Raw genomic sequence first — 17,862 nt, 5'->3', positions numbered from 1 at the left:
CTACCGGGTCGGCACCGGCTGCTCGAGGTACTGAATCCAGCGGCAAAGATTCGTATCCTCGGCCAGTGACGAAGAAACTGCGGCCCAGGTCGACGGCGATGTCGCTCGACCTGGGCCGGCACCTCGGCCGGCCGTTCCGCCGGCCGCTGGCCCGCTGGCTCGACGAGACCCCCGACACCATCGACGAGGACCTGCAAAATACGGCAACGACCTGGGACGACCTGGGGATCAGTCACAGCGTGCGGGCGCTCACCTGGGCGTTGACCTCCGGCGTGTGCTTCGTCGCGGGCATCGTCTCGATCACAGTCGAGCAGCAGGTGGCCGGCCACGCGAACAAGCCGTCCGGCGCGATCCAGGTGGCGTTCGGCATCGCGATGCTCACCGGCCTCCTGCACGGCGGAGCAGCCGTCCTCGCCGGTCGGGGTGCTCGGCGCAGCGAGCGCAACCGTCCGCGCGGCCGGAAGGCCCAGCTCGCCGACCCCGGGCCGCAAGGCCCGACCGGGGTGCGGCTGTGGCTCCTGCTCCCCGGCAACCGGTACTTCCTGATCGCCGCAGCCTTCTTCGCCACGGGCGTCGTGAGCATCAGCACCTGAGTCGTGTGGCCCGCTCGCAAAGCTGTTGCGAGTCTCCCGAAGCCTGGTCCAGTGGCGCCAGCCAAGATCAGCAGGTTGCAGCATGGACGGCTTGATGCCTGAGGCTCCCTGGCGAACCTGTCAGCGCCACCGTTGGTAACGCCACCGGCAGCACCTGTCGGTCACCATTACGTTGAAGACGTACCGCACACCGGCATCTGGACAGCGGAGGAGGGCGACGGCGTGGATCGGCGCGCGATCCTGTTTGGTCTCGTTGCCGTTGTCGCATCGCCGTTCACGGCCACACTCAACGCGGGACCTACGGTCGTCACCAGCCTTACTGTAAGTTGGTCGCCGAACTCCTGCCGCCGTTGTCCCAGTCCGCTGCAATGGCAGGTGCTTGAATACGCGACTTCCATCGGCGCCGTCGCATGACGGGTTCGGAAGCAGGAAGTCTGCCGTGCATCGTCGTGTGCGGCGCAGGTCCGCCTCCAGACGTCGGCGCGCTGGTTGATCTTGCGCAGGCGCCCGCCACCGCGCGGCCAGGCTGCGCAGCTTGGCCGGCCCGCCGGCGGACATGACCAGGGCGTGCCCGGCCTCGCGCCCGCCCAGCTCCCGGCCTCGCGCGCGGTGGAGAACTCCCAGGCGAGCCCCGGATGGATGGCCCGTACCCGCGCTCATCTCCGGCGCGATCGGCTCGATGTCCCGCGCCGTGATGGCCGCCTCCACCCGTGGCCGCGCGGTCGCCCACCAGGCCCAGAACTCCACGATTCCCTGCTGCCCACCGCCCTTGCGGCGGTGCCGCGAAAAGATCATGACCCACCGGGACGCGGGGCGGCGCCCTGGGCTCGAGGCTTGCCGGACCCCGGGGTTGCGCAAGATCGCTATTGTGGCCGCCCATGGGAGCAGTGGGTTATGCGATCCGCGTCAGCGGTGACGGGCACGTCGATGCGTTCCGGGAGGCGACCTGGAATCTTGTCCAGAATTTCGTGCGCAACTACACGGTTGGGCCGCAGTACGACGAGCTGCGCTCCTACCTGGAGCACACCGACCCGGCCGGCAGCCCGCAGGATTCCGGGGAGACGATCGCGTACTGGTGGTTTCCCGACCTGACCGGCGTCTGCCACCGGTCGGCAAGCGCGTGGCTGCACTGGTTCGGGCTCGCCGTCGCCGTCGAATGGCCCTATGTGCGGGTGAAAGCCCGCGACCTGGGTGTGACCATCACGCAGGAGCGGCCCGAGCGGGGCGAGGCCGCGCCGGCCGGTGACCGGTTCGTCGTGCTGCGTGGCGTGCTCTGGCAGGTCGACGACGGCCTCTACGGCGACGACGAGCGACTCTCGATCGAGGAGCTCTCCGCAGACGAGCGGGCCGCCTACGAGGCCGCCCGGGAACTGTGCGCGTGCGGCGTGTGCGAGTTCCTGCGCCCCGACGAGGACGCGTTCGCCGCGACCCTCGCGCAGTTGCGCGGCGGTGACGCCGAGGACATCAGACGCTCGGCCGCGCTCCTGGGCTGGATGGGCCGCACCACCCCGGAGGTCCTGGAGAGCCTGATCCAGGCCGCGGCCAGGCTCAACGGTCCCGACGCTCACTACTATCTCAGCGACCCGGTCCAGTTCTGCGCGCTGATGCTGCCCGGCGCGTGGGAGCAACTGCTGGCGATGGCGCGAACGGCCGACAACTCCTGGTCCATCACGTCGATCCTGGACGGGCTTGCGGCCATCTACTACCGCCCAGGCGAGCGCACCGCGGCCGAGAAGACGGAACTCCTGGCGGTGGTGCGGATCGTCGCCGACCCTGGCGGCCGTTGGAACGACGAATCCGCGCAGATGTGGCTGGAGGAGCTCGAGCGGGAGGAGGGCTGATCACGGCCGGCGGCAGCCGGGTCCTCGGGAGCGCATGTGCCCCCGTCGCGGCGACGTCCGAGCTCCTGCTCCGCCCTCTGACCGCAACGCCCGCCCGGCCGGCCGATCGTGCCGGTCGCCGCGAGCAGCGCCTCGACCAGCGTCGTCTTGCCGGAGCCGGAGTCCGCTCGACGTCCGTGCGCCGGGCGCCGTACTCCGAGATCGCGCAGTACCTCAAGTCCATCCGACCTTGTCGAACGCTGAGGAACTGCACTGATGCCCGAGACCACGACCGATACACAGACCCGCTCCAGCGGCTGCCTATGCGGGAGGATCCGGTTCACCGTCACCGGCTCACCCGACTATCCGCATGTGTGCAGCTGTCCAACGACAGATCGATGAGAAAAACGACCGACAAACCGGTGAGACACTTCGGCGCGGCCAAGGTCAGCCGACTGCCGCCGACAAGATCGCCGAGAGGAACCCGCCGCGGCCGGCAACTCCTCGAACTGCTCGGCAGACCAGAGATCCAGCAACTGCTCGACCGCTACGCCCCGGTAACCTCAGCGACGCAGCGCTGACCGCCACGGCGCCACCGGCTGTTCCGCCACACCAACACCACCTACGTCCGCTCCTATCAGCACACCGCTAAAGGAGGTGTTGGGTAAGTTCGTCCAGGCAGTGTGCGACATCGTCGGTGGTCGCCAAGCGGTAATAGAACAGGCTGGACAGCTTGCCGGGCCGGCTGACGACGTTCATTTTGGCGTCACCGTCGGCCCAGACGGTAAGGTGGGCTAGGGCACCGCTTGTCTCGCAGGTGATCGATGCCGCGGACCTGTCCATCTCCGATCCGATGGTGACACTCCAGCGCACGCCGGCATTCTCCCACCCGGCCGCACGCGCGTGGACGGCTGCAGTGACATGCCTGAGATCGAGGTCCGCCATGGCACTAATCGTATCCGATCGGCGACGGTCCCGACCAAACTGGAGAGATGTCAATGGCAAGGAGGAAATGCAGCCCGCAATGCACCTGGGGCATGCATTTCCTCACTCAGCCTTGCCGTTCGAACGGTGCGTTTCTCAGCAGGAGAATCTCACGTAGTTCAACGACTGCACATCTTGCGAACGGCTACCGCCCGCCGCCCAGCCCGTCGTCACGAGGCGATACGTGTAGGTCCCGTCGCCATCGCAGTCATACCCGGGCAGGAGTGTCAGGAAATACGCAGTAGTCCAAGACGAGGTGTCCGTCTTGACGGTCTCCCAGCCCCACCACCGTTCACGTTGGATCTGGGTCCGGATCATCTGCGGGCCCCAGCCAGAGCCGCTGCACCACTGCGAGCCCTCGCCCTCCGCCCAGTCTCCGGATTGCCAGATGTCGCTCGCATATACCGTGCAGACCCAGTCCGCCGCCACAATGGAGCCGCTCGGCGACGCCGCATCCGGCCCGAATGCCGTTTTCCCTTTCGGCATGTCAGTTGCCGTTGCGGGCACGATCGACACCGTGGGCGCCTTCGCGACCGCATCCTCTTTGCCGCTGGCGGCTTCCGCCGCCGACGGCAACAGGAGAATTCCCGCAGCCATTGCGGCAACGGAAACAGCGAACCTCTTACCAGCCTTCATTTCTCCCCGAGTTCGGTGGCCATTGAGAAGCAACATAGCCCGATGGCAAGAACTTTAGGAATCGTTAGTTGCCTGATAATTGAGAGTGGCGCAACCGGCGGGGGATAAAACCGGCATTTAGGCTACTTCGGGCGATGACCCCTAGGGATCTCGTTGCTATAAGGCCGGAAAGTCACATTAGACACAGAACGACGATGGCGGTCGAGCCGAAGCGGCCACCACCAATCTCGTCCTCGCCGCCGCCCGCGCCGTCGGAAACAGATCAAGAAGCGGCGCAACGAGTACGGCGACCACGGCGCCCGATCCGCGACACTCGGCGCTCCGGAGCGACCCACGAACCGTGAAAACCTCAGGTCAAACCACCGCATACCGTCCGAAAGGATCAAGGAAGAGCGGGAGCGGGAAGAAGTGCACGGCGAGCAACCATCGTCCACATCGGACGGAACGAGCCGTAACCGCAGGTCAACTGATGAGCCGCCTCGGACCCGAACCGGGAACCTACGAATTAAGCGGAGCGTCGCACTGCCAACGCTGCACCACGGCCGGTAGACGAACAGGCAAACGAGGCTCATTCGATACGAAGCGACTTGATGAACACCTGCTCCGATTTCAGATTCCGATAGCCGCGAGCGAGGTAGAACCGATGCGCCGCGGACCGTTCACTGCCCGACAACACCCGCACCGCCGCGACACCACGCCCGACAGCCCACTGCTCCAGACGCGCGACAAGTGCAGTCCCCACGCCATGCCCCTGGTGATCGCTCGCGATCGTCAAACCGGCGACCTCCACGCGATCCCCGTGCAGCAAGCTCGTGCTCTGAAACCCATGCAACCACCCAATGACGCGTTCCGATGTCGTCGCCACGAAGACCACATGACCGGTCGCAAGTCCCGCCTGTCCGTGGCGCACATCCGAGGCGTCGATCTGATAGCTCAATTCGAGCGCGAGGTCTGCGATTGCCTCCGCGTCGGTCACGCCGGCCTCTCGCACCACCAGCAGCGGCTCAGACGCTGCCATACACCCTCCTCCGGCCGGCACGGAGCTCCAGGTCGACACGCATCCGTGAAGCTGGATCACACGTCGGACTCCTCGCACATTCCTGACGTCCCAGCATGCCGCTTCTCGACGGGCCTCACCGAACACGCGATGACACTCGGCCACACCTGCCAATCACCACCTCCGCCAACGAAGCTCACCCTATGACACTGCCCAGCAGGTCGGTGCCGAGCGGTCATATCGGACCAGGCAGAAGCGCACAAAGGCGCGCGTCCAAAGGAAGCGACATTCACGTGAGACGAAGGCAGCGACAAACCCATGAGACGCCACACCGTCCATGCAGGTCGCAGTGGTTCCCACCGACAAGATCAACGAGAACCTACAAGCCGCTATTGCAACAGATGCAACACTGTCGTCTCTCAAAAACTGTTGCACGGCAACGGTTTCAGCACAACTGACGGTATACGTTCGGTGGGCGTGACCTGGCGGGACGTCAGCAGCCCCCACATTGCTGCGTTGGATGCAACATGGGTTCGGGAGGCCGTTCGGTCGATCTACCGGGTGCCGTGCACCTGGTGATGCCGGCCGGCGTGGCCCAGCCCGACCCGGAACGCGCGGTGTTCGACGGCATGCTGGAAGGCTGGTAGCGGCAGCAGCGTTCGCTGCGACCGCGTCGCTACGGCAGCGCTGCCGTCAACGGCCGCTGATCAGGATCACGATCACGAACAACAGGCTGAAGAATCCGACAGCTCGGCGAGCAAGCCGCGCCGACAAATCCCTGAGACGGCGAGCCGATCCGGCAAGGTCAACCGACCGCGGGCACGCGCTTGTGTTGGAGTCTGTCGGGCTGCGGACTGTCCCGTCCGGCCTCCACCTGCCGATGGGCGAGCACATCGCAGTCGTCCAACCAAGTCCGCCCACCGCTGGGACCACCACGCCGCTCCTGGCCGGCCACCCGGCCCGCCGGGCACGGCCGCGGCCTGCTGTGGTCCGGCTCGACGATGGCCGCCGCCGGCGGCGGCCCTCCCGTCAACCACGGCGCGACCGAACTGATGACCGCCAACCACCGGAAGGTGCGCACGGCCAAGCCCGTCCGCCGCGCTCGCCCAGGCCAGCGAACAGCCCGGCGGCAACATGTTCGTGTACATCGGCGCCGGCCGACCCTACGAGTGCCAACCCGGGAGCTTCCGCATGAACCCGGCCGGCCCGTGATCCTCCGGTCCCGTCTCGAAGCCTGGGCCGTCGTCCTCCGACGTGGCGTCCGGGTCGTTGCCGCGGGCCCGCGCGCGCCTGATCAGCCCGGCGAACACCGTCCCGCTGACGACCAGCACGCCGACACCCACGATGAGCACCCCGGCCAGCGTCGGATGCCACTCGTCGGCCCGCCGGACGTTGTCGCATGGCAGCCAACGCGAGTAGTGCACGGTGACGGTGTCGCCGGCCGCGATGTTGTCGAGGTCCGGGAAGAGCTTCGTGGGGGTGGCCTCACAACGGGTGCCGTCAGGCAGGACGAACACCGCGGCGTACCGCGGCGGCTGATCGACGGTCACCGAGCCGACGGTGAGCGGCTGCAGCTCGACCCGCTGCGCGGTGGCAACGGCCTCGCCGCCGTGGGCGTCCTCCCACGTCTGCCACAGCGCCAACCCCAGCACGACCACCAGGAACGTGCCCCAGATCCCCATCAACCAGCGCATGTCTAAAGGTATACACGTGCGTCACGCTCAGTGAGCACCCGTAGCGGAGCCGTTCGTCTGCCTGCCGTGGCGCGGTACGCGCACCGGTGGCTGGCCGTGCGGTGAATCACTCGTTCCGGGCGCGCGTTGACAGGCGCCCAGGAACACAGACCGGGTGTGGGTCAGCAAGTCAGGCAGGCTGTCCGCGCGTGCCAGCGCCCCCGAACTGGCCGATCTCACTACCGAACTTGACATGCAGGCGCCGACGACCTCGTGATCGACCACATCCGGACCGAACCGGGCCCCCTACACCCGGCCGTCCAGCGCGACCCGGGACGAATACATGCTCCATTGACCGCAACGCGTTGCCAGGGTGGTGGTCAGGCCGAAATTCGCTCGGCGAACCCTGCACGGGACTGCGGCGCCGGGAAGGGGACCGCGAAGTACTGGGTCTCGTGCGCGACCCGGCCGTCGGTGAACTCCATGATGCTCACCGAGTAGGTGGGCGCGCCGTCATAGGTGATGACGCATTCGCTCACCCACAGGTCGCCACTGCCGCTGATACGCAGCACGGTGAAGTGACGGTCAGCGGGATTGGCGCCGCGCTGGGCGGCGATCGTGGTGCGGCTGCGGAACCGTTCGCCCGATTGGGGGTAGTCCAGGATCGCGTCCTCGGCGTACAGGGCGTGCTCCGCCGCGAGCTCGCCCGCCTCTGACGCCCGCCAGTGCTCCTCGATCGCAGCGCGGGTCCGCTGGTCGGCAATCACGGCTTCGGGCCTCCTCCAGTTGCTGGTCGTCGCGGCACTTTTCCCACAGCCGTGATGCTCAACCCGTTTCTGCTGATCACGTTTCCGCTGTCATCGCACGGCTGTTGCCGAGGTGGCCGTCACCGTCCGTGCCCGCTGATCGCCTGGCTGCGGCATCGTGCGGTCGAGGCTCCGGCGTTGATGACGTTCTACCGCCGCTTGGCGGGCAGCCGTGCATTGCCGCGGTCTGACAAGATCGATACGGGAGGTGGAGCCGTTGCCGTGCACGTGGGTTTCGTCAGCTGGTGGACCGCTGCTTGTCGCTCCGCAATCGGCGCTGTCGCTTTGGACCGGCGCTGCCAGCACGGACGGACCTGTGGAGGACTGGGGGACTACGGCCCGGATCAGAGCTGGAGCCGGAGAACCACCTCGTCATCGATCTGGAGCCGAGCGCATACCGGGTCCGGGCGACGTACCGCGCCGATGGTGACAACTGGATGATCCTTGTTCAGCTCCAACCCACGCCATGAACTTGACCGGCTGGCAACGAACGCAGACCTGATCAGACGGAGCGCGTAGGCCCATCACGCGGTGTGACGGGCGTCCTGCGCCATCCGGTGCGCAGACATGGCCGATGAGCGGATATCCGATCAACACCTGGGCGGTCCGGCCCTTGGCGTGCATGATGTTTCCGTGACCTATCCTGCTCCGCTGTACCACGACAAGAACGGCGAGATCAGCGCAGCCTACCGCCCGGACGGCACCACGCCGGACCTCGTCTATCCGAACGGCACTCGACTGCATTATCTGTCCACCGGCACGTCGACCGGTGGCCTGTTCGGTCTGTACCGATGGGAATGCGGACCCGACGTGACCGGACCGGATCCGCACTTCCATCGGTCGTTGACGGAGTCCTTCTACATTCTGTCCGGCACCATCCGAATCTATGACGGAAGGCGCTGGATCGACGCCGAGCCCGGAGACTACGTGCACGTCCCGGCGGGCGGTATTCATGGGTTCAAGAACGAGTCCGGAGCGCCAGCGTCGATGCTGCTGCACTTCTCGCCGGGCGCGCCCCGTGAGGGCTACTTCGAAGGGCTGGTCCGGGTCGCGCAGATGGGCGAGGAGGAACGCGCCGCGTTCTACCAGGAACACGATAACCTCTGGCTGACCTGACCGGCACCGCCCGGGCTCAGACAGGCGTACTGTTCTGCCACTGTCACGGCGCGGACGTCCACCTGCGGTGCGTCACCGGCCGTAGCAACGTGCCGATGGCGTGAGCGGCCGGCAGTGCCGGGGCCTCCTCACGACAACTTCCCAGGCCGGGTGGTGCTCGTGGGATCGTTGGAGCGGGCCGTTGAGATTCGGCTGGCGGCGACCGAGGACGGTTCTACGGGTGACCGGCCCGGTGGAGCCGAGGACGTCCGTAACTGGGCGGACGGCGTGGCCTATCCTGGAGTCGTGGTTGTGGACCTCCGTACGGCATTGAGCGCGGCGTTCCACCCCCTTTAGGTGGCCGCAGTTGCGGCCCCGGAAGGGGTCAACATGTCTCGTACGGACAAGGACGGTCCGCATCACCCGCGGACTGGCTTGCGACTTCTCGTCGGTGGCGCCGGTCCGCCCAAGTGGTTCGTCGACCACGTCTGGACCAGTAGAGAACGTCAGGCAGCGCGAGTCGCATGCCGAAACGCCGCCAAGGAGTATCGCGGCGACGGGATCGTCGACACGATCCCCACCATCCAGCAGCATCGCCGCAGTGCCCAGTGGCTCTGGTGGTGACGTAACGCCCAGCCGTGTGCTCCGTCCGACGGACTCGACGGACACACGGCGGCAAACGTCGACCGTCCGGATCTGCCGCTGTCCGGCCGCGCGTTCAGGTTCCGGCTCTGTCGGTGGCAGATGGTGCCCGGCGGGTGGCTGCTGCGATCGGTCGCAACAGCCCCAACTGGACGAATGTGCCTGAAGTTCGGTTTCTTGGGCGGTGCTCAACGGTGCCCGGAGTAGGTCGAACATGGTCGGGCCGGCCTGCCAGAACAGGTACGCCTCCGGTCGTTGCTCGACGCGCTGAATCGCTGCCCATGTCCACCGCTGCGAGCTGAGATCTGTGTGGGACTCGAGTGCGTCCTCGGTAATTGCCCAGGTGCGGGGGCGGTGCCACAGCGCTGGGACGGTGACGGCGTTGACGAACCGGCGACGTGCCGCGAGTACCAGCAGGATCGACATGACGACTGCGGCGCCCCCGAAGGTGGTGGCCTGAGAGTCTGCGTCGCTCGATACCGTGAACGCGCCGCCGACGGCCAGCGTTGCCGCTAGCAGCAGCGTCGAACTCGCGCAGAGCGGGGTGGTTGTGCGTGCCTGGGACGTTGACGCGCTGCGCGCGGACGAGGAGTTCGCCACGGACTTCACCGTCTTCATCGAGGAGCCGGCGCCCTGGGTTCCGATCGGCACGGGGGCTTACTCCGTGCATCGGGGCTGGCATCCGACGACATCGTGTGGATCGCGCTCGACTCCGACGACACCACGGCAAAGCGGGCAACCGCCTTGCACCGAGCCGTGGCCCGCCGGCATACGTGCTCGTTCGGTCCGCCTATGGTCGCCGCGCTGGCTGCCTGCCTGCCTGCCGTCCATGACTCAGCGCCGTTTGAGTATCCGAGCTCATGTGCCGTGTCCGGGCCGGCCATAGCTTCGATGCATGACAACCCAGGTTGCAAACCGTCCCCACCCGCGGCCGTGGGCCCAGGTTCTCGGCGGGCTGAGCGTCGCGATCCTGTCGGCGGGGTCGTGGTTCGCCTGGATGGGCTGGGATCACCAGTATCAGATCGATCCGCGGACCCAGGAGGCCAGCGGCCCCTACGAGGCGTGGCAGGTGGTCGGGTGCGGCGGATCGCTACTGATCCTACTCGTCGCCGCGCTGCTCGGGCGGGTCCGGTGGTTCGTCGCCGCACCGGCGATGACCGTGGCGTTCACCGCTGCCTGGACCGCCACTGCGGCCTCGACCGACGACACCGGCCTGTACGGCGTCGGCATGATCCTGCTGTTGCTGGGCCTGGCGGCGGGGACGACGGTCGTCTCGATGGTTGTTCTCGGGCTGCGTCGACCCGACCGTGGAAGACCGCTGAACTCCTAGATCGGCGCATGGATGGTGATCCAGTGCCCGCTCATGCCGCGACTGCGGTGCGTCGGCAGGACCGTGCTAATCACCATCAGTGACGGGAGCGACGACGCCGAGGCTTGCTGTCCGGTCGATGTGAGGATGGGGTCGGCGGCCGGAGACGGGAGTCAAAGTTCTGTCCGGCGGCGCCACCACGGCAGGTAGGCGGGCGTGAAGGGATCGTGAACCGTCACGGCGCGGTAGCGCGCGTCCAGCGTCGCCACGATCGGCCAGAGCTGTCGGCGTGCTGGTCGACGGAGTTCGGCGAGCAGAGCCTCCAGCAACGCACGATCGTCGGCAAAAGGTGGGCTGAGCTGCCATCCGTAACGCCATCGGTCTGGCCGCGGACATCGGGCCCAACCGGTCCACCGAAGCAACGCTCGTGCGACCTGCTCGGAGTCGAGGCCGTGACGACGTTCGAAGTCGCGTATCTGGTGCCCGGTCGAGGTTGACAGGTTGGCGGGCAACGGCACGTGTGATGCGGGGACCAGATACCAGCGGCGGCGGCAGGGCGACAGCATCCTGATCTGACTCGCTGATCGGCGAGGCATGAACACTTCCGGCATCAACTATGTCGTTACATCATGCCACTGCCGCGTGCTGGCGTAACACCCCGCGTCGAAGCGCTGACACGGGTGCGTCGGCGATCAGCGTGGTTACCGTGCGTATGCCGCCGAGACTGTTGCCGTGCGAACGCTTTACGCAGTGTGGAGCCGGCACGGCACGGCGGCCGCGCAGGTCGTGGCCCGCGCCGCTGCGGCCTTGCGTGATCGGGGCTGGCCGATGACCGCCAGCGGCGACGTGTACGACGGTTGCGTCCGGTCCGCGGGGTGTTCACCTGGGAGCAGCAATGTCTGTCGCTAAAGCCAACCGACCGGTTCATCCAGCCACGCCACACCAGCCGCCCCGGCGCCATCGTTCTGTGGGCGCCGCCTGTCGGGTCAGGACTGACGTGTGAAGGGGGTCCGCTATGCCTGGCGCGACGCGACAGCTGCAGCTGTCCGCGAGTGGTATCGAAGTCGGGCACCTCGGCAGAGATCAGCTGGCCTGCGCGCCCGCATCCGTTGCCGGGCAGGCTGGTCGGGTCTCCTTCGCTCGGCATGACCCGCACCACACCCCCAGAAACGGATAGAGAATCCGATTATTTGCTACGGTCGCTCCAAGTGGATTCTCTATCCGATTATGGGGAGTGGCTGTGCAACACCATGCGATCGTCACGGCGGGTACTGGCGGCATCGGCTTGGAAACGGCGCTCGGGCTGGCGGCGGCCGGCTTCGCCGTCACGGTCATCGGCCGCGACGCCAGCCAGGGTGCCCGGGCGGTCGAGCGGATCACGGCGACGGCACCGGCGCACCCGGCCCGTTTCCTGCCCGCCGATCTCGCCTCGCTCGACGAGGTCCGGGCGCTCGCCGAGCGCATCGCCGCCGAGCACGCCGGCTCGGGGGAACCGCTGAAGGTGCTCGTCAACAACGTCGGCGCGATGTTCTCCGAACGCCGGAACGTCGGTGGTGTCGAGGCCTCGTTCGTGGTCAACCACCTGTCCCCGTACTTGCTCACCGAGCTGCTCCTGCCCACACTGTCGGCCGGCGCGCCAAGCCGGATCGTCAACGTGACCTCGGGCGCGGTCGGTGTGGCCAAGCGCGTGTTCGACGCGGTCGAGCCGCCCGGCGGCTACTACGGCTTCCACTGGTACGGCCGCGCGAAGCTCGCCAACCTGGCCTACACCCTCGATCTGGCCGCGCGGCTGGACGGGTCGGGGGTATCGGTCTTCGCCGCCGACCCCGGTGGCGCGGCGACCGACATGACCAACGGCACGATGGCCGACCCGCGGATCGTCTCGCCGGGCCTGCGCCTGCTGTGGCCGCTGGTGCGGCGCAAGTTCGCCCGATCGACCGCCGGCCCGGCGTCGGTGGCCGCCCGGCCGTCGATCTTCGCCGGCACCGCAGCGGCACTCGATGGCCGGACCGGTGTCGTGATCGGCGCGGACGCTCAGCCGGTGGCGCCGTTCCGGCCCGCGACGGAGCGTCGCATCGTTGCCGCCGTGCGCCGGCTGAGCGAGCGTCATGCGCCGTTGACCGTGGCCTAGCGACGGATCTGGGGGCGTGCGGACGGAATAAGCTGATCCCATGACCAGCCCGCCACTGCGCAAAGACGCCGCCCGCAACTGGGACCGGATCGTCGCCGTGGCCCGCGGCCTGGTCGACGAGCACACGCCGCTGCAGCTCAACGACGTCGCCCGCCGCGCCGGACTGGGTGTCGGCACCGTCTATCGGCACTTCCCCACGCCCGAGGCGCTGCTGGAGACCGTCGCGCTACCGTGCCTGGAGGCGCTCGCCGGGCACGGCGAGGAGGCGGTGCACGACACCGATCCGTGGCGGGCGCTGGCGAGCTTCCTGCTGCACACGGTGGAGGCCCAGGTCAGCGATCCTTCCCTGGCCGCCGTCTCCGCCACCGCGCGCGACGCCCTGCCGCGCACCACGGAACTCAAGCGGTCGCTGCGGTCGGCGGGCACCACACTGCTGGGGCGCGCCCACGACGCCGGGGTGGTGCGCGCCGATCTGACCGCGTCCGACCTGGTGCCGCTGATGTGCGGGATCGCCTACGCCGTCGAGGTCCATTGCGAGACACCGGCCGAGCGGACCGCCACAGCCCGCCGCTACCTCCTGGCGCTGCTGGAGGGGCTGCGGGCCACACCAACGTCAACACCGCCCCCGTAAAACGCGAGCTCGTTGCGGAGCGTCATGGCGAGCGGACATGCCGAGGACTGGCGACGGACTCTGCTGGCGGTCGAGATCGTTGTTGTGAGTGATGCGGTCGGCTCGGGTCTGGACTGCCGCTTCACGGTTTCAGCGGCGCGGAGACGATCGAGATAGTTCGTGGGCTACAGCGGAAGTTGCCTCGTTGGCGAGCCAGCGCCCAGTTCACCCGCGACAACGACGGCAAGGTGAACATTCTCGAGCGGGAGTGATCGCGTCCGTAACCGCGCCCCGAGTTTGCGCGGCCAGAGGTGAAGGTCGGCGTGCCCGCACATGCCACGTTGACTATCGGCGGGCTGGCCGCTCGGGGCAGCCGTACGGCCCGTGGCGGGGGACAACCGCGCATTACGAAGCAGGAGAGCGCTGAGCTCATCAAGTAGGACGACGAGATCGGCCCGGCCGGTCAGGTCGTAGTGCTTGTTGACGATCCGGTCGTCGGGCAGATGGCCGGTGTCCAGGTCGGCCTCGCCGCTGCTCCGTACCGCGATCTCGACGACTCAGGCCGCTGAATCGAACTGCGCGTTGACGAACGCCTTCCCGCAATTCGGTTCCATCGTCCGCACCTGCCACCGCATGCCCAGCACGGTCCAATTGTGAGCGCGGTCCTCGACGGCCGACGACCTCGTCTCGAGCGGGAAGGTCACAGCGGCGACTGTCACATGGTGTCGCCGTGGCGTTGGCGCATCCTCATCTGGCCGCCGATCGTGCTCGATGCCGACCACCAGGAAGCGCGGAGTTGCCGGGCGCCGGGTCACAACAACGACAGTCACGGGCGTCTAATTCCGTTGCCGCACAGACTCGCTGGCTATGAAATTGACTCGAGTCCTTGTCATCGCGGTCACCGCCGCGGCGGCAGTGGGGATCGCACCCCAGCCCGCGTTCGCCATTCCGTCCGGCACCGGCTGGTCCGGCTTCTGGGAGTACACCGGCGGCACCAGCATCCAGGTCACGTTGGACGTGCCGGGCGCGAAGCTGGTGGCGAACGGCTGGGACGCCCTCGGTGTGCGCGCCTTCGTCCTGAACATCACCGACACCGTCGCCGACGGCAAGTGTGCCTATGTCAAGTGGACCGCGGCCGCCACGACCGAGCACTGGGCCTGCGGCAGCGGCACCACGGTGCAGATCACCGGACTGCCGACCTCGACCAACGCCGTCACCGCCGTCCTGTGCCGCGACTCCACCACCCACGACAACAAGACCAACTGCAACGTCATTGATGTGCCTTCGTCCGACACCGACGAGTTCATCCGCACCGAGGGCAACGGCGCGCACTGGAAGTACTACGACGGCTACTCGGGTGAGGACTGGGGCGCGTGGATCACCATCGGTGATGTCCACTTCGACTACTTCGGGTGGGACGACACGCCGTCCGGACAGCGCTGGATCCAGTCCTGGCTGACGCTCCTCGAGCCCGCCTGCGGTTCGGGCACCGTCCTCAATGCCACCCCACCGTCGACCGCGTCCATCTGCTCCCAGTACGACCTTGGCGTCGACCTGCCGGACACGAACGTCACCGGCACGGCATGGGGCCACGCCTGCACCTGGTCCTACCGGGGCCTGAACCCGCCCAAGCACTGCATCAAGCTCCGCGTCCCCGAACCCAACTGACGCCGCCGGCATCTTGGGCTTCGGACACGAGCCGATCTCCACTCGCAGCCCGAAGCCCAAGATCCATCCCGCTGCCACCAGCGGTCGCCCGGGCGGGTCGACGGGCCGATCCTGCGGAACATGCCCGGCGGGCGGATGGATCGCCACGCCGCGTCCCGGCGGCTCAGGCACCTCGCCGCGGCCGCCGGTGTGCGGATGCCCAGGATGCACCCGCACATGCTGCGGCACACGTTCGTCACGACCATGCTCGACGCCGGGGTCAGCTTCCGCGACGTGCAGATCGCCGCCCGCCACGCCGACCCCCGCACGACGATGCGCTACGACCGGGCACGCAACAACCTCGACCGCCACCCCAACTACATCCTCGCCGCCTACATGCCCTCCGGGACCTGACACCGCGGCTCGCGCCCATGCTGTGAGTGCGGTCGCAGGCTAGCTCATGGAGTCGTACGACCAGTGCAAGAAGACGTCCGGCTTCATCCGTAGCCAAAGCGTGGCGGCGGGCGCATCGTCAGCGAAGTCCACCCGTAGCAGTTCATGGCCGTGCGTGCGATCGATCCCGACGGCTTGGACACCGGCCAGCTCGAGGTCTACCAGGAACTGGCCGTCCATTGCCGCTCTCAGCCGCAGCCGGATTTGTTCGTGGGCCGGCTCGATGTTCAGCTCGATGCCGTATCCAGCCCGCACGGTCCGGAACGTCACCGTCGTGTACGGCCAAGGGGTTCGCCAGCCGTCCGGTTCGTCAGCCGGACGCTCGTGCACGGCATTCGGATATGTCGGCTCCGCCTCGAACAGCCAGACGAGGTCTTCATAGCTGGGGATTGGTTCCATGACCACTGCGGAATGCTCACACATGCTGGCGCGACACGGTACAACGGCACGCGCTCATGGCCGCGTAGCGGGCGTCGGACCACCAGCGACCGTCACGCACTGTCCGTCGCCACAGTTGGCGGCGCTCCGCGGGACGGCGTTCGCTCGTGCTGATGACAAATGCGTTCGTGACCGTTGCCGCGACAGGCAGCCGAAGCCAGCAGTGCTCAGCGGTCTTGCTCGAGCTCGCCGGGCAGCAAGCTGAACATCACGGTGTCACGACGCCTATTCTTGAAACGAAGGTGTGACCGCAGCAGTCCCTCGCGCACGAAGCCGCACCGCTCCGCGACTCGCGCGGAAGCAATATTGTCCGGCGCGCACGTCAACTCCAGCCGCTCCACATTCAGTCGCGCGAAGGACCACCGGGCAAGCAGTCGCAGGGACCGAGTCGCGACACCGCGCCCACGCTCCCAGGACGCAACCCAGTATCCGATGGCTGCTCGCTGGTTGGAAGCATCGACGTCATACACTGACATGGCACCCCACACGCGCTCAGGCCGAGCGGCATCAACAATGGCGAAGTTGAGCGCCTCGCCAGCGAGGCGCTCCTGCTCATTGCGCTCGTACGCAGCAGCAACATCGGCCTCAGTGGTCGGCTCGATCCGTGGCGACGAGAAGCGCTGGCACAGACCATCCGCGAATCCTTCGTATCGCTGCTGCGTGTCCATCCTTCGCCACGGACGCAACAAGACGAAACCATCTTTGAGTGGTGGATCGGGGAAAGGCAGCGCCTGCACCTCGCAGGTCCATGCGTTCCGGAGCGTCTAGTGCGGGAAAGTCCTGGGGATGCGCTTTCCGATGCCACTGCGGAACTGCTCGATCTGGGCCTCGATCTCCCGGACCGTGAGTGTCTTTTCCAGCCAATCCAGGTACAGGCATCCGGCTGCGAGCGCCATGAGGTCCACGGTGAAGTAGATGGCCATCAGCGGGTTCACGAACAGCGTGGGTCCGGACAGGCGGCGGATGAAGCCGGTGTCGCCGCTCAACGCCGCGGCGATCTGGCCGTTGACGATGCTCGGCCGCTGCGGCGTCGCGGCTTGCGCGGCGGCTACAGCGTCGCGGTACAGGGCCGCCTCACGGCTGCCGCTGGGGATGGACAGCGCGCCGAGATAGCCGCCGTCGCGGTCGAGCGCTGCAAGATTTTCCAGGACCTGGACATGGTTCACGCCGTGGAAGGCGTCGATACCGAAGCCCAGGCACGTGACAAGTTTGATCGGTACGTCGAGTCCGGCCACCGCTGCGAGGCTGCCGATGTCCTCGACCGGGGTACCCAGCCTCGACTCGTCACCCCGAAGCAGAATGTCGGTGCCCCCGTCGATCAGGACGATCGCATCCACTTCCAAGGAGGAGACGAGATTGCGGTACGCGGTGCGCAGCGGCTGCACCCCGGTGCGGCGCAGGGCATACACCGTCGACGGCAGTCCCCGCTCGGCCAGCCAGTGCGCGAGGGCCAGTTCCGGAAAGTACGAGACATGCCGGGCGACGTCCGGCGTGACGGCAGCGACGTTCGGATCCAGCCACCCTTCGTCAGGCACGAGCGTCAACGGCGCGAACGACAAGTTGGCCAGGTATACCTCGACGTTTCGATCCCACAACGCCAGCGCCAGCGGAAGCCCGGCGTACACGTCGAATCCGCCACCCGCCCCTGCCAGCAGGACTCGGCGCGCCGGTTCGAGCGCCGCGAACAGTGGAGGCGTGGCAAGCGACGGCTTCATGAGAAGCATTCTCTAGTAATGCACCTGCCTGAAGTGCCGGCCCCGGGGTTGTTCGGCCGGCGCGACCACATAGCGGCTTCTCCGGCCGTCAACCAACGGCGGCGGAGTTGCCGGCAGCGGCCACGCTGCCATAGGAGATCATGGTCGCTGGGTCGAGGCCAATCGCTGGCACGACCAGCGGCCGTGCGACAGTTCGAGCTTGACCATGACTTCCAGCATGCCGGCGACCTGACCGATTACTGTAGGTGGTTGATGTCCAGCAGTGCGCCGACGGGACCACGAAACAGCGGCGCCCACGTCGATCGCTGACCGG

Annotated in this window: 19 protein-coding genes; 9 read left to right on the top strand and 10 right to left on the bottom strand. The window is 67.3% G+C overall.

The window, feature by feature from the left end; genetic code table 11:
- The first annotated feature begins 65 nt into the window (after positions 1-65).
- Together ACFY3L_RS01815 and ACFY3L_RS01810 are read left to right on the top strand one after the other, a co-directional pair.
- Positions 66-593, top strand: coding sequence for a hypothetical protein (locus ACFY3L_RS01815; RefSeq protein ID WP_389317533.1), 528 nt, complete (start codon positions 66-68; stop codon positions 591-593).
- 878 nt (positions 594-1,471) lie between these two features.
- Positions 1,472-2,434, top strand: coding sequence for a hypothetical protein (locus ACFY3L_RS01810; protein ID WP_389317531.1), 963 nt, complete (start codon positions 1,472-1,474; stop codon positions 2,432-2,434).
- Between the two features lie 627 nt (positions 2,435-3,061).
- Here ACFY3L_RS01810 and ACFY3L_RS01805 read toward each other — a convergent pair.
- From ACFY3L_RS01805 to ACFY3L_RS01785, 5 genes are all read right to left on the bottom strand, one after another.
- Positions 3,062-3,358, bottom strand: coding sequence for a hypothetical protein (locus tag ACFY3L_RS01805; RefSeq protein WP_389317528.1), 297 nt, complete (start codon positions 3,356-3,358; stop codon positions 3,062-3,064).
- A 135-nt stretch (positions 3,359-3,493) separates the two neighbouring features.
- Entirely contained in the window at positions 3,494-4,069 is a 576-nt protein-coding gene (locus tag ACFY3L_RS01800) for a hypothetical protein (protein WP_389317525.1), read from the bottom strand.
- 532 nt (positions 4,070-4,601) lie between these two features.
- Entirely contained in the window at positions 4,602-5,051 is a 450-nt protein-coding gene (locus ACFY3L_RS01795) for a GNAT family N-acetyltransferase (RefSeq protein ID WP_389317522.1), read from the bottom strand.
- A gap of 1,142 nt (positions 5,052-6,193) precedes the next feature.
- Positions 6,194-6,724, bottom strand: a complete 531-nt coding sequence (locus ACFY3L_RS01790; protein WP_389317519.1) for a hypothetical protein — start codon at positions 6,722-6,724, stop codon at positions 6,194-6,196.
- Between the two features lie 359 nt (positions 6,725-7,083).
- On the bottom strand, positions 7,084-7,470 hold the full coding sequence (locus ACFY3L_RS01785) for a nuclear transport factor 2 family protein (protein WP_389317517.1): 387 nt from the start codon (positions 7,468-7,470) through the stop codon (positions 7,084-7,086).
- Positions 7,471-7,681: 211 nt separating this feature from the next.
- On the opposite strand from ACFY3L_RS01785, the gene ACFY3L_RS01780 reads away from it, so the two are divergent.
- From ACFY3L_RS01780 to ACFY3L_RS01770, 3 genes are all read left to right on the top strand, one after another.
- Positions 7,682-7,939 (top strand): Imm21 family immunity protein, encoded by a 258-nt coding sequence (locus ACFY3L_RS01780; RefSeq protein ID WP_389317514.1) that lies wholly within the window; start codon positions 7,682-7,684, stop codon positions 7,937-7,939.
- Positions 7,940-8,076: 137 nt separating this feature from the next.
- On the top strand, positions 8,077-8,625 hold the full coding sequence (locus tag ACFY3L_RS01775) for a cupin domain-containing protein (RefSeq protein WP_389317511.1): 549 nt from the start codon (positions 8,077-8,079) through the stop codon (positions 8,623-8,625).
- Positions 8,626-10,141: 1,516 nt separating this feature from the next.
- On the top strand, positions 10,142-10,576 hold the full coding sequence (locus tag ACFY3L_RS01770) for a hypothetical protein (RefSeq protein WP_389317508.1): 435 nt from the start codon (positions 10,142-10,144) through the stop codon (positions 10,574-10,576).
- A gap of 152 nt (positions 10,577-10,728) precedes the next feature.
- On the opposite strand, the gene ACFY3L_RS01765 is transcribed toward ACFY3L_RS01770, so the two are convergent.
- Positions 10,729-10,884 carry a hypothetical protein gene (locus ACFY3L_RS01765; protein WP_389317505.1) on the bottom strand — a complete coding sequence of 52 codons (156 nt, stop codon included), beginning with the start codon at positions 10,882-10,884 and terminating at the stop codon, positions 10,729-10,731.
- A gap of 911 nt (positions 10,885-11,795) precedes the next feature.
- On the opposite strand from ACFY3L_RS01765, the gene ACFY3L_RS01760 reads away from it, so the two are divergent.
- The gene (locus tag ACFY3L_RS01760) at positions 11,796-12,686 is read left to right on the top strand and encodes an SDR family NAD(P)-dependent oxidoreductase (protein ID WP_389317502.1); all 891 of its coding nucleotides are present in this window, start codon (positions 11,796-11,798) and stop codon (positions 12,684-12,686) included.
- Between the two features lie 40 nt (positions 12,687-12,726).
- Complete coding sequence (locus ACFY3L_RS01755) at positions 12,727-13,317, top strand: TetR/AcrR family transcriptional regulator (protein ID WP_389317499.1); 591 nt, start codon at positions 12,727-12,729, stop codon at positions 13,315-13,317.
- A 536-nt stretch (positions 13,318-13,853) separates the two neighbouring features.
- On the opposite strand, the gene ACFY3L_RS01750 is transcribed toward ACFY3L_RS01755, so the two are convergent.
- The gene (locus ACFY3L_RS01750) at positions 13,854-14,000 is read right to left on the bottom strand and encodes a hypothetical protein (RefSeq protein ID WP_389317496.1); all 147 of its coding nucleotides are present in this window, start codon (positions 13,998-14,000) and stop codon (positions 13,854-13,856) included.
- Between the two features lie 163 nt (positions 14,001-14,163).
- Here ACFY3L_RS01750 and ACFY3L_RS01745 point away from each other — a divergent pair, with 163 nt between their 5' ends.
- Together ACFY3L_RS01745 and ACFY3L_RS01740 are read left to right on the top strand one after the other, a co-directional pair.
- On the top strand, positions 14,164-14,964 hold the full coding sequence (locus ACFY3L_RS01745) for a hypothetical protein (protein ID WP_389317493.1): 801 nt from the start codon (positions 14,164-14,166) through the stop codon (positions 14,962-14,964).
- Between the two features lie 120 nt (positions 14,965-15,084).
- Complete coding sequence (locus ACFY3L_RS01740) at positions 15,085-15,357, top strand: tyrosine-type recombinase/integrase (RefSeq protein WP_389317490.1); 273 nt, start codon at positions 15,085-15,087, stop codon at positions 15,355-15,357.
- Positions 15,358-15,396: 39 nt separating this feature from the next.
- Here the strand turns inward: ACFY3L_RS01740 and ACFY3L_RS01735 are convergent, their stop codons facing one another.
- From ACFY3L_RS01735 to ACFY3L_RS01725, 3 genes are all read right to left on the bottom strand, one after another.
- The gene (locus ACFY3L_RS01735; RefSeq protein ID WP_389317487.1) at positions 15,397-15,801 is read right to left on the bottom strand and encodes a hypothetical protein; all 405 of its coding nucleotides are present in this window, start codon (positions 15,799-15,801) and stop codon (positions 15,397-15,399) included.
- A 200-nt stretch (positions 15,802-16,001) separates the two neighbouring features.
- A complete protein-coding gene (locus ACFY3L_RS01730; protein WP_389317484.1) occupies positions 16,002-16,571 on the bottom strand; it encodes a GNAT family N-acetyltransferase in 570 nt (189 codons plus the stop codon).
- 27 nt (positions 16,572-16,598) lie between these two features.
- Positions 16,599-17,549 (bottom strand): DUF1152 domain-containing protein, encoded by a 951-nt coding sequence (locus tag ACFY3L_RS01725; RefSeq protein ID WP_389317482.1) that lies wholly within the window; start codon positions 17,547-17,549, stop codon positions 16,599-16,601.
- Positions 17,550-17,862 lie beyond the last annotated feature (313 nt).

It is taken from the genome of Dactylosporangium sp. NPDC000521, from assembly GCF_042898305.1.
Classification (GTDB): domain Bacteria; phylum Actinomycetota; class Actinomycetes; order Mycobacteriales; family Micromonosporaceae; genus Dactylosporangium.
The sequence above is the reverse complement of the archived record's forward strand: the minus strand, read 5'-3'. Positions and strand labels throughout refer to the sequence as shown.

Bases quoted from the DNA above. Each gene is read 5' to 3' on its own strand.
- ACFY3L_RS01810 (WP_389317531.1), top strand. From the start codon at position 1,472: ATGGGAGCAGTGGGTTATGCGATCCGCGTCAGCGGTGACGGGCACGTC.
- ACFY3L_RS01805 (WP_389317528.1), bottom strand. From the start codon at position 3,358: ATGGCGGACCTCGATCTCAGGCATGTCACTGCAGCCGTCCACGCGCGT.
- ACFY3L_RS01800 (WP_389317525.1), bottom strand. From the start codon at position 4,069: ATGTTGCTTCTCAATGGCCACCGAACTCGGGGAGAAATGAAGGCTGGT.
- ACFY3L_RS01795 (WP_389317522.1), bottom strand. From the start codon at position 5,051: ATGGCAGCGTCTGAGCCGCTGCTGGTGGTGCGAGAGGCCGGCGTGACC.
- ACFY3L_RS01790 (WP_389317519.1), bottom strand. From the start codon at position 6,724: ATGCGCTGGTTGATGGGGATCTGGGGCACGTTCCTGGTGGTCGTGCTG.
- ACFY3L_RS01775 (WP_389317511.1), top strand. From the start codon at position 8,077: ATGGCCGATGAGCGGATATCCGATCAACACCTGGGCGGTCCGGCCCTT.
- ACFY3L_RS01770 (WP_389317508.1), top strand. From the start codon at position 10,142: ATGACAACCCAGGTTGCAAACCGTCCCCACCCGCGGCCGTGGGCCCAG.
- ACFY3L_RS01755 (WP_389317499.1), top strand. From the start codon at position 12,727: ATGACCAGCCCGCCACTGCGCAAAGACGCCGCCCGCAACTGGGACCGG.
- ACFY3L_RS01745 (WP_389317493.1), top strand. From the start codon at position 14,164: ATGAAATTGACTCGAGTCCTTGTCATCGCGGTCACCGCCGCGGCGGCA.
- ACFY3L_RS01740 (WP_389317490.1), top strand. From the start codon at position 15,085: ATGCCCGGCGGGCGGATGGATCGCCACGCCGCGTCCCGGCGGCTCAGG.
- ACFY3L_RS01725 (WP_389317482.1), bottom strand. From the start codon at position 17,549: ATGAAGCCGTCGCTTGCCACGCCTCCACTGTTCGCGGCGCTCGAACCG.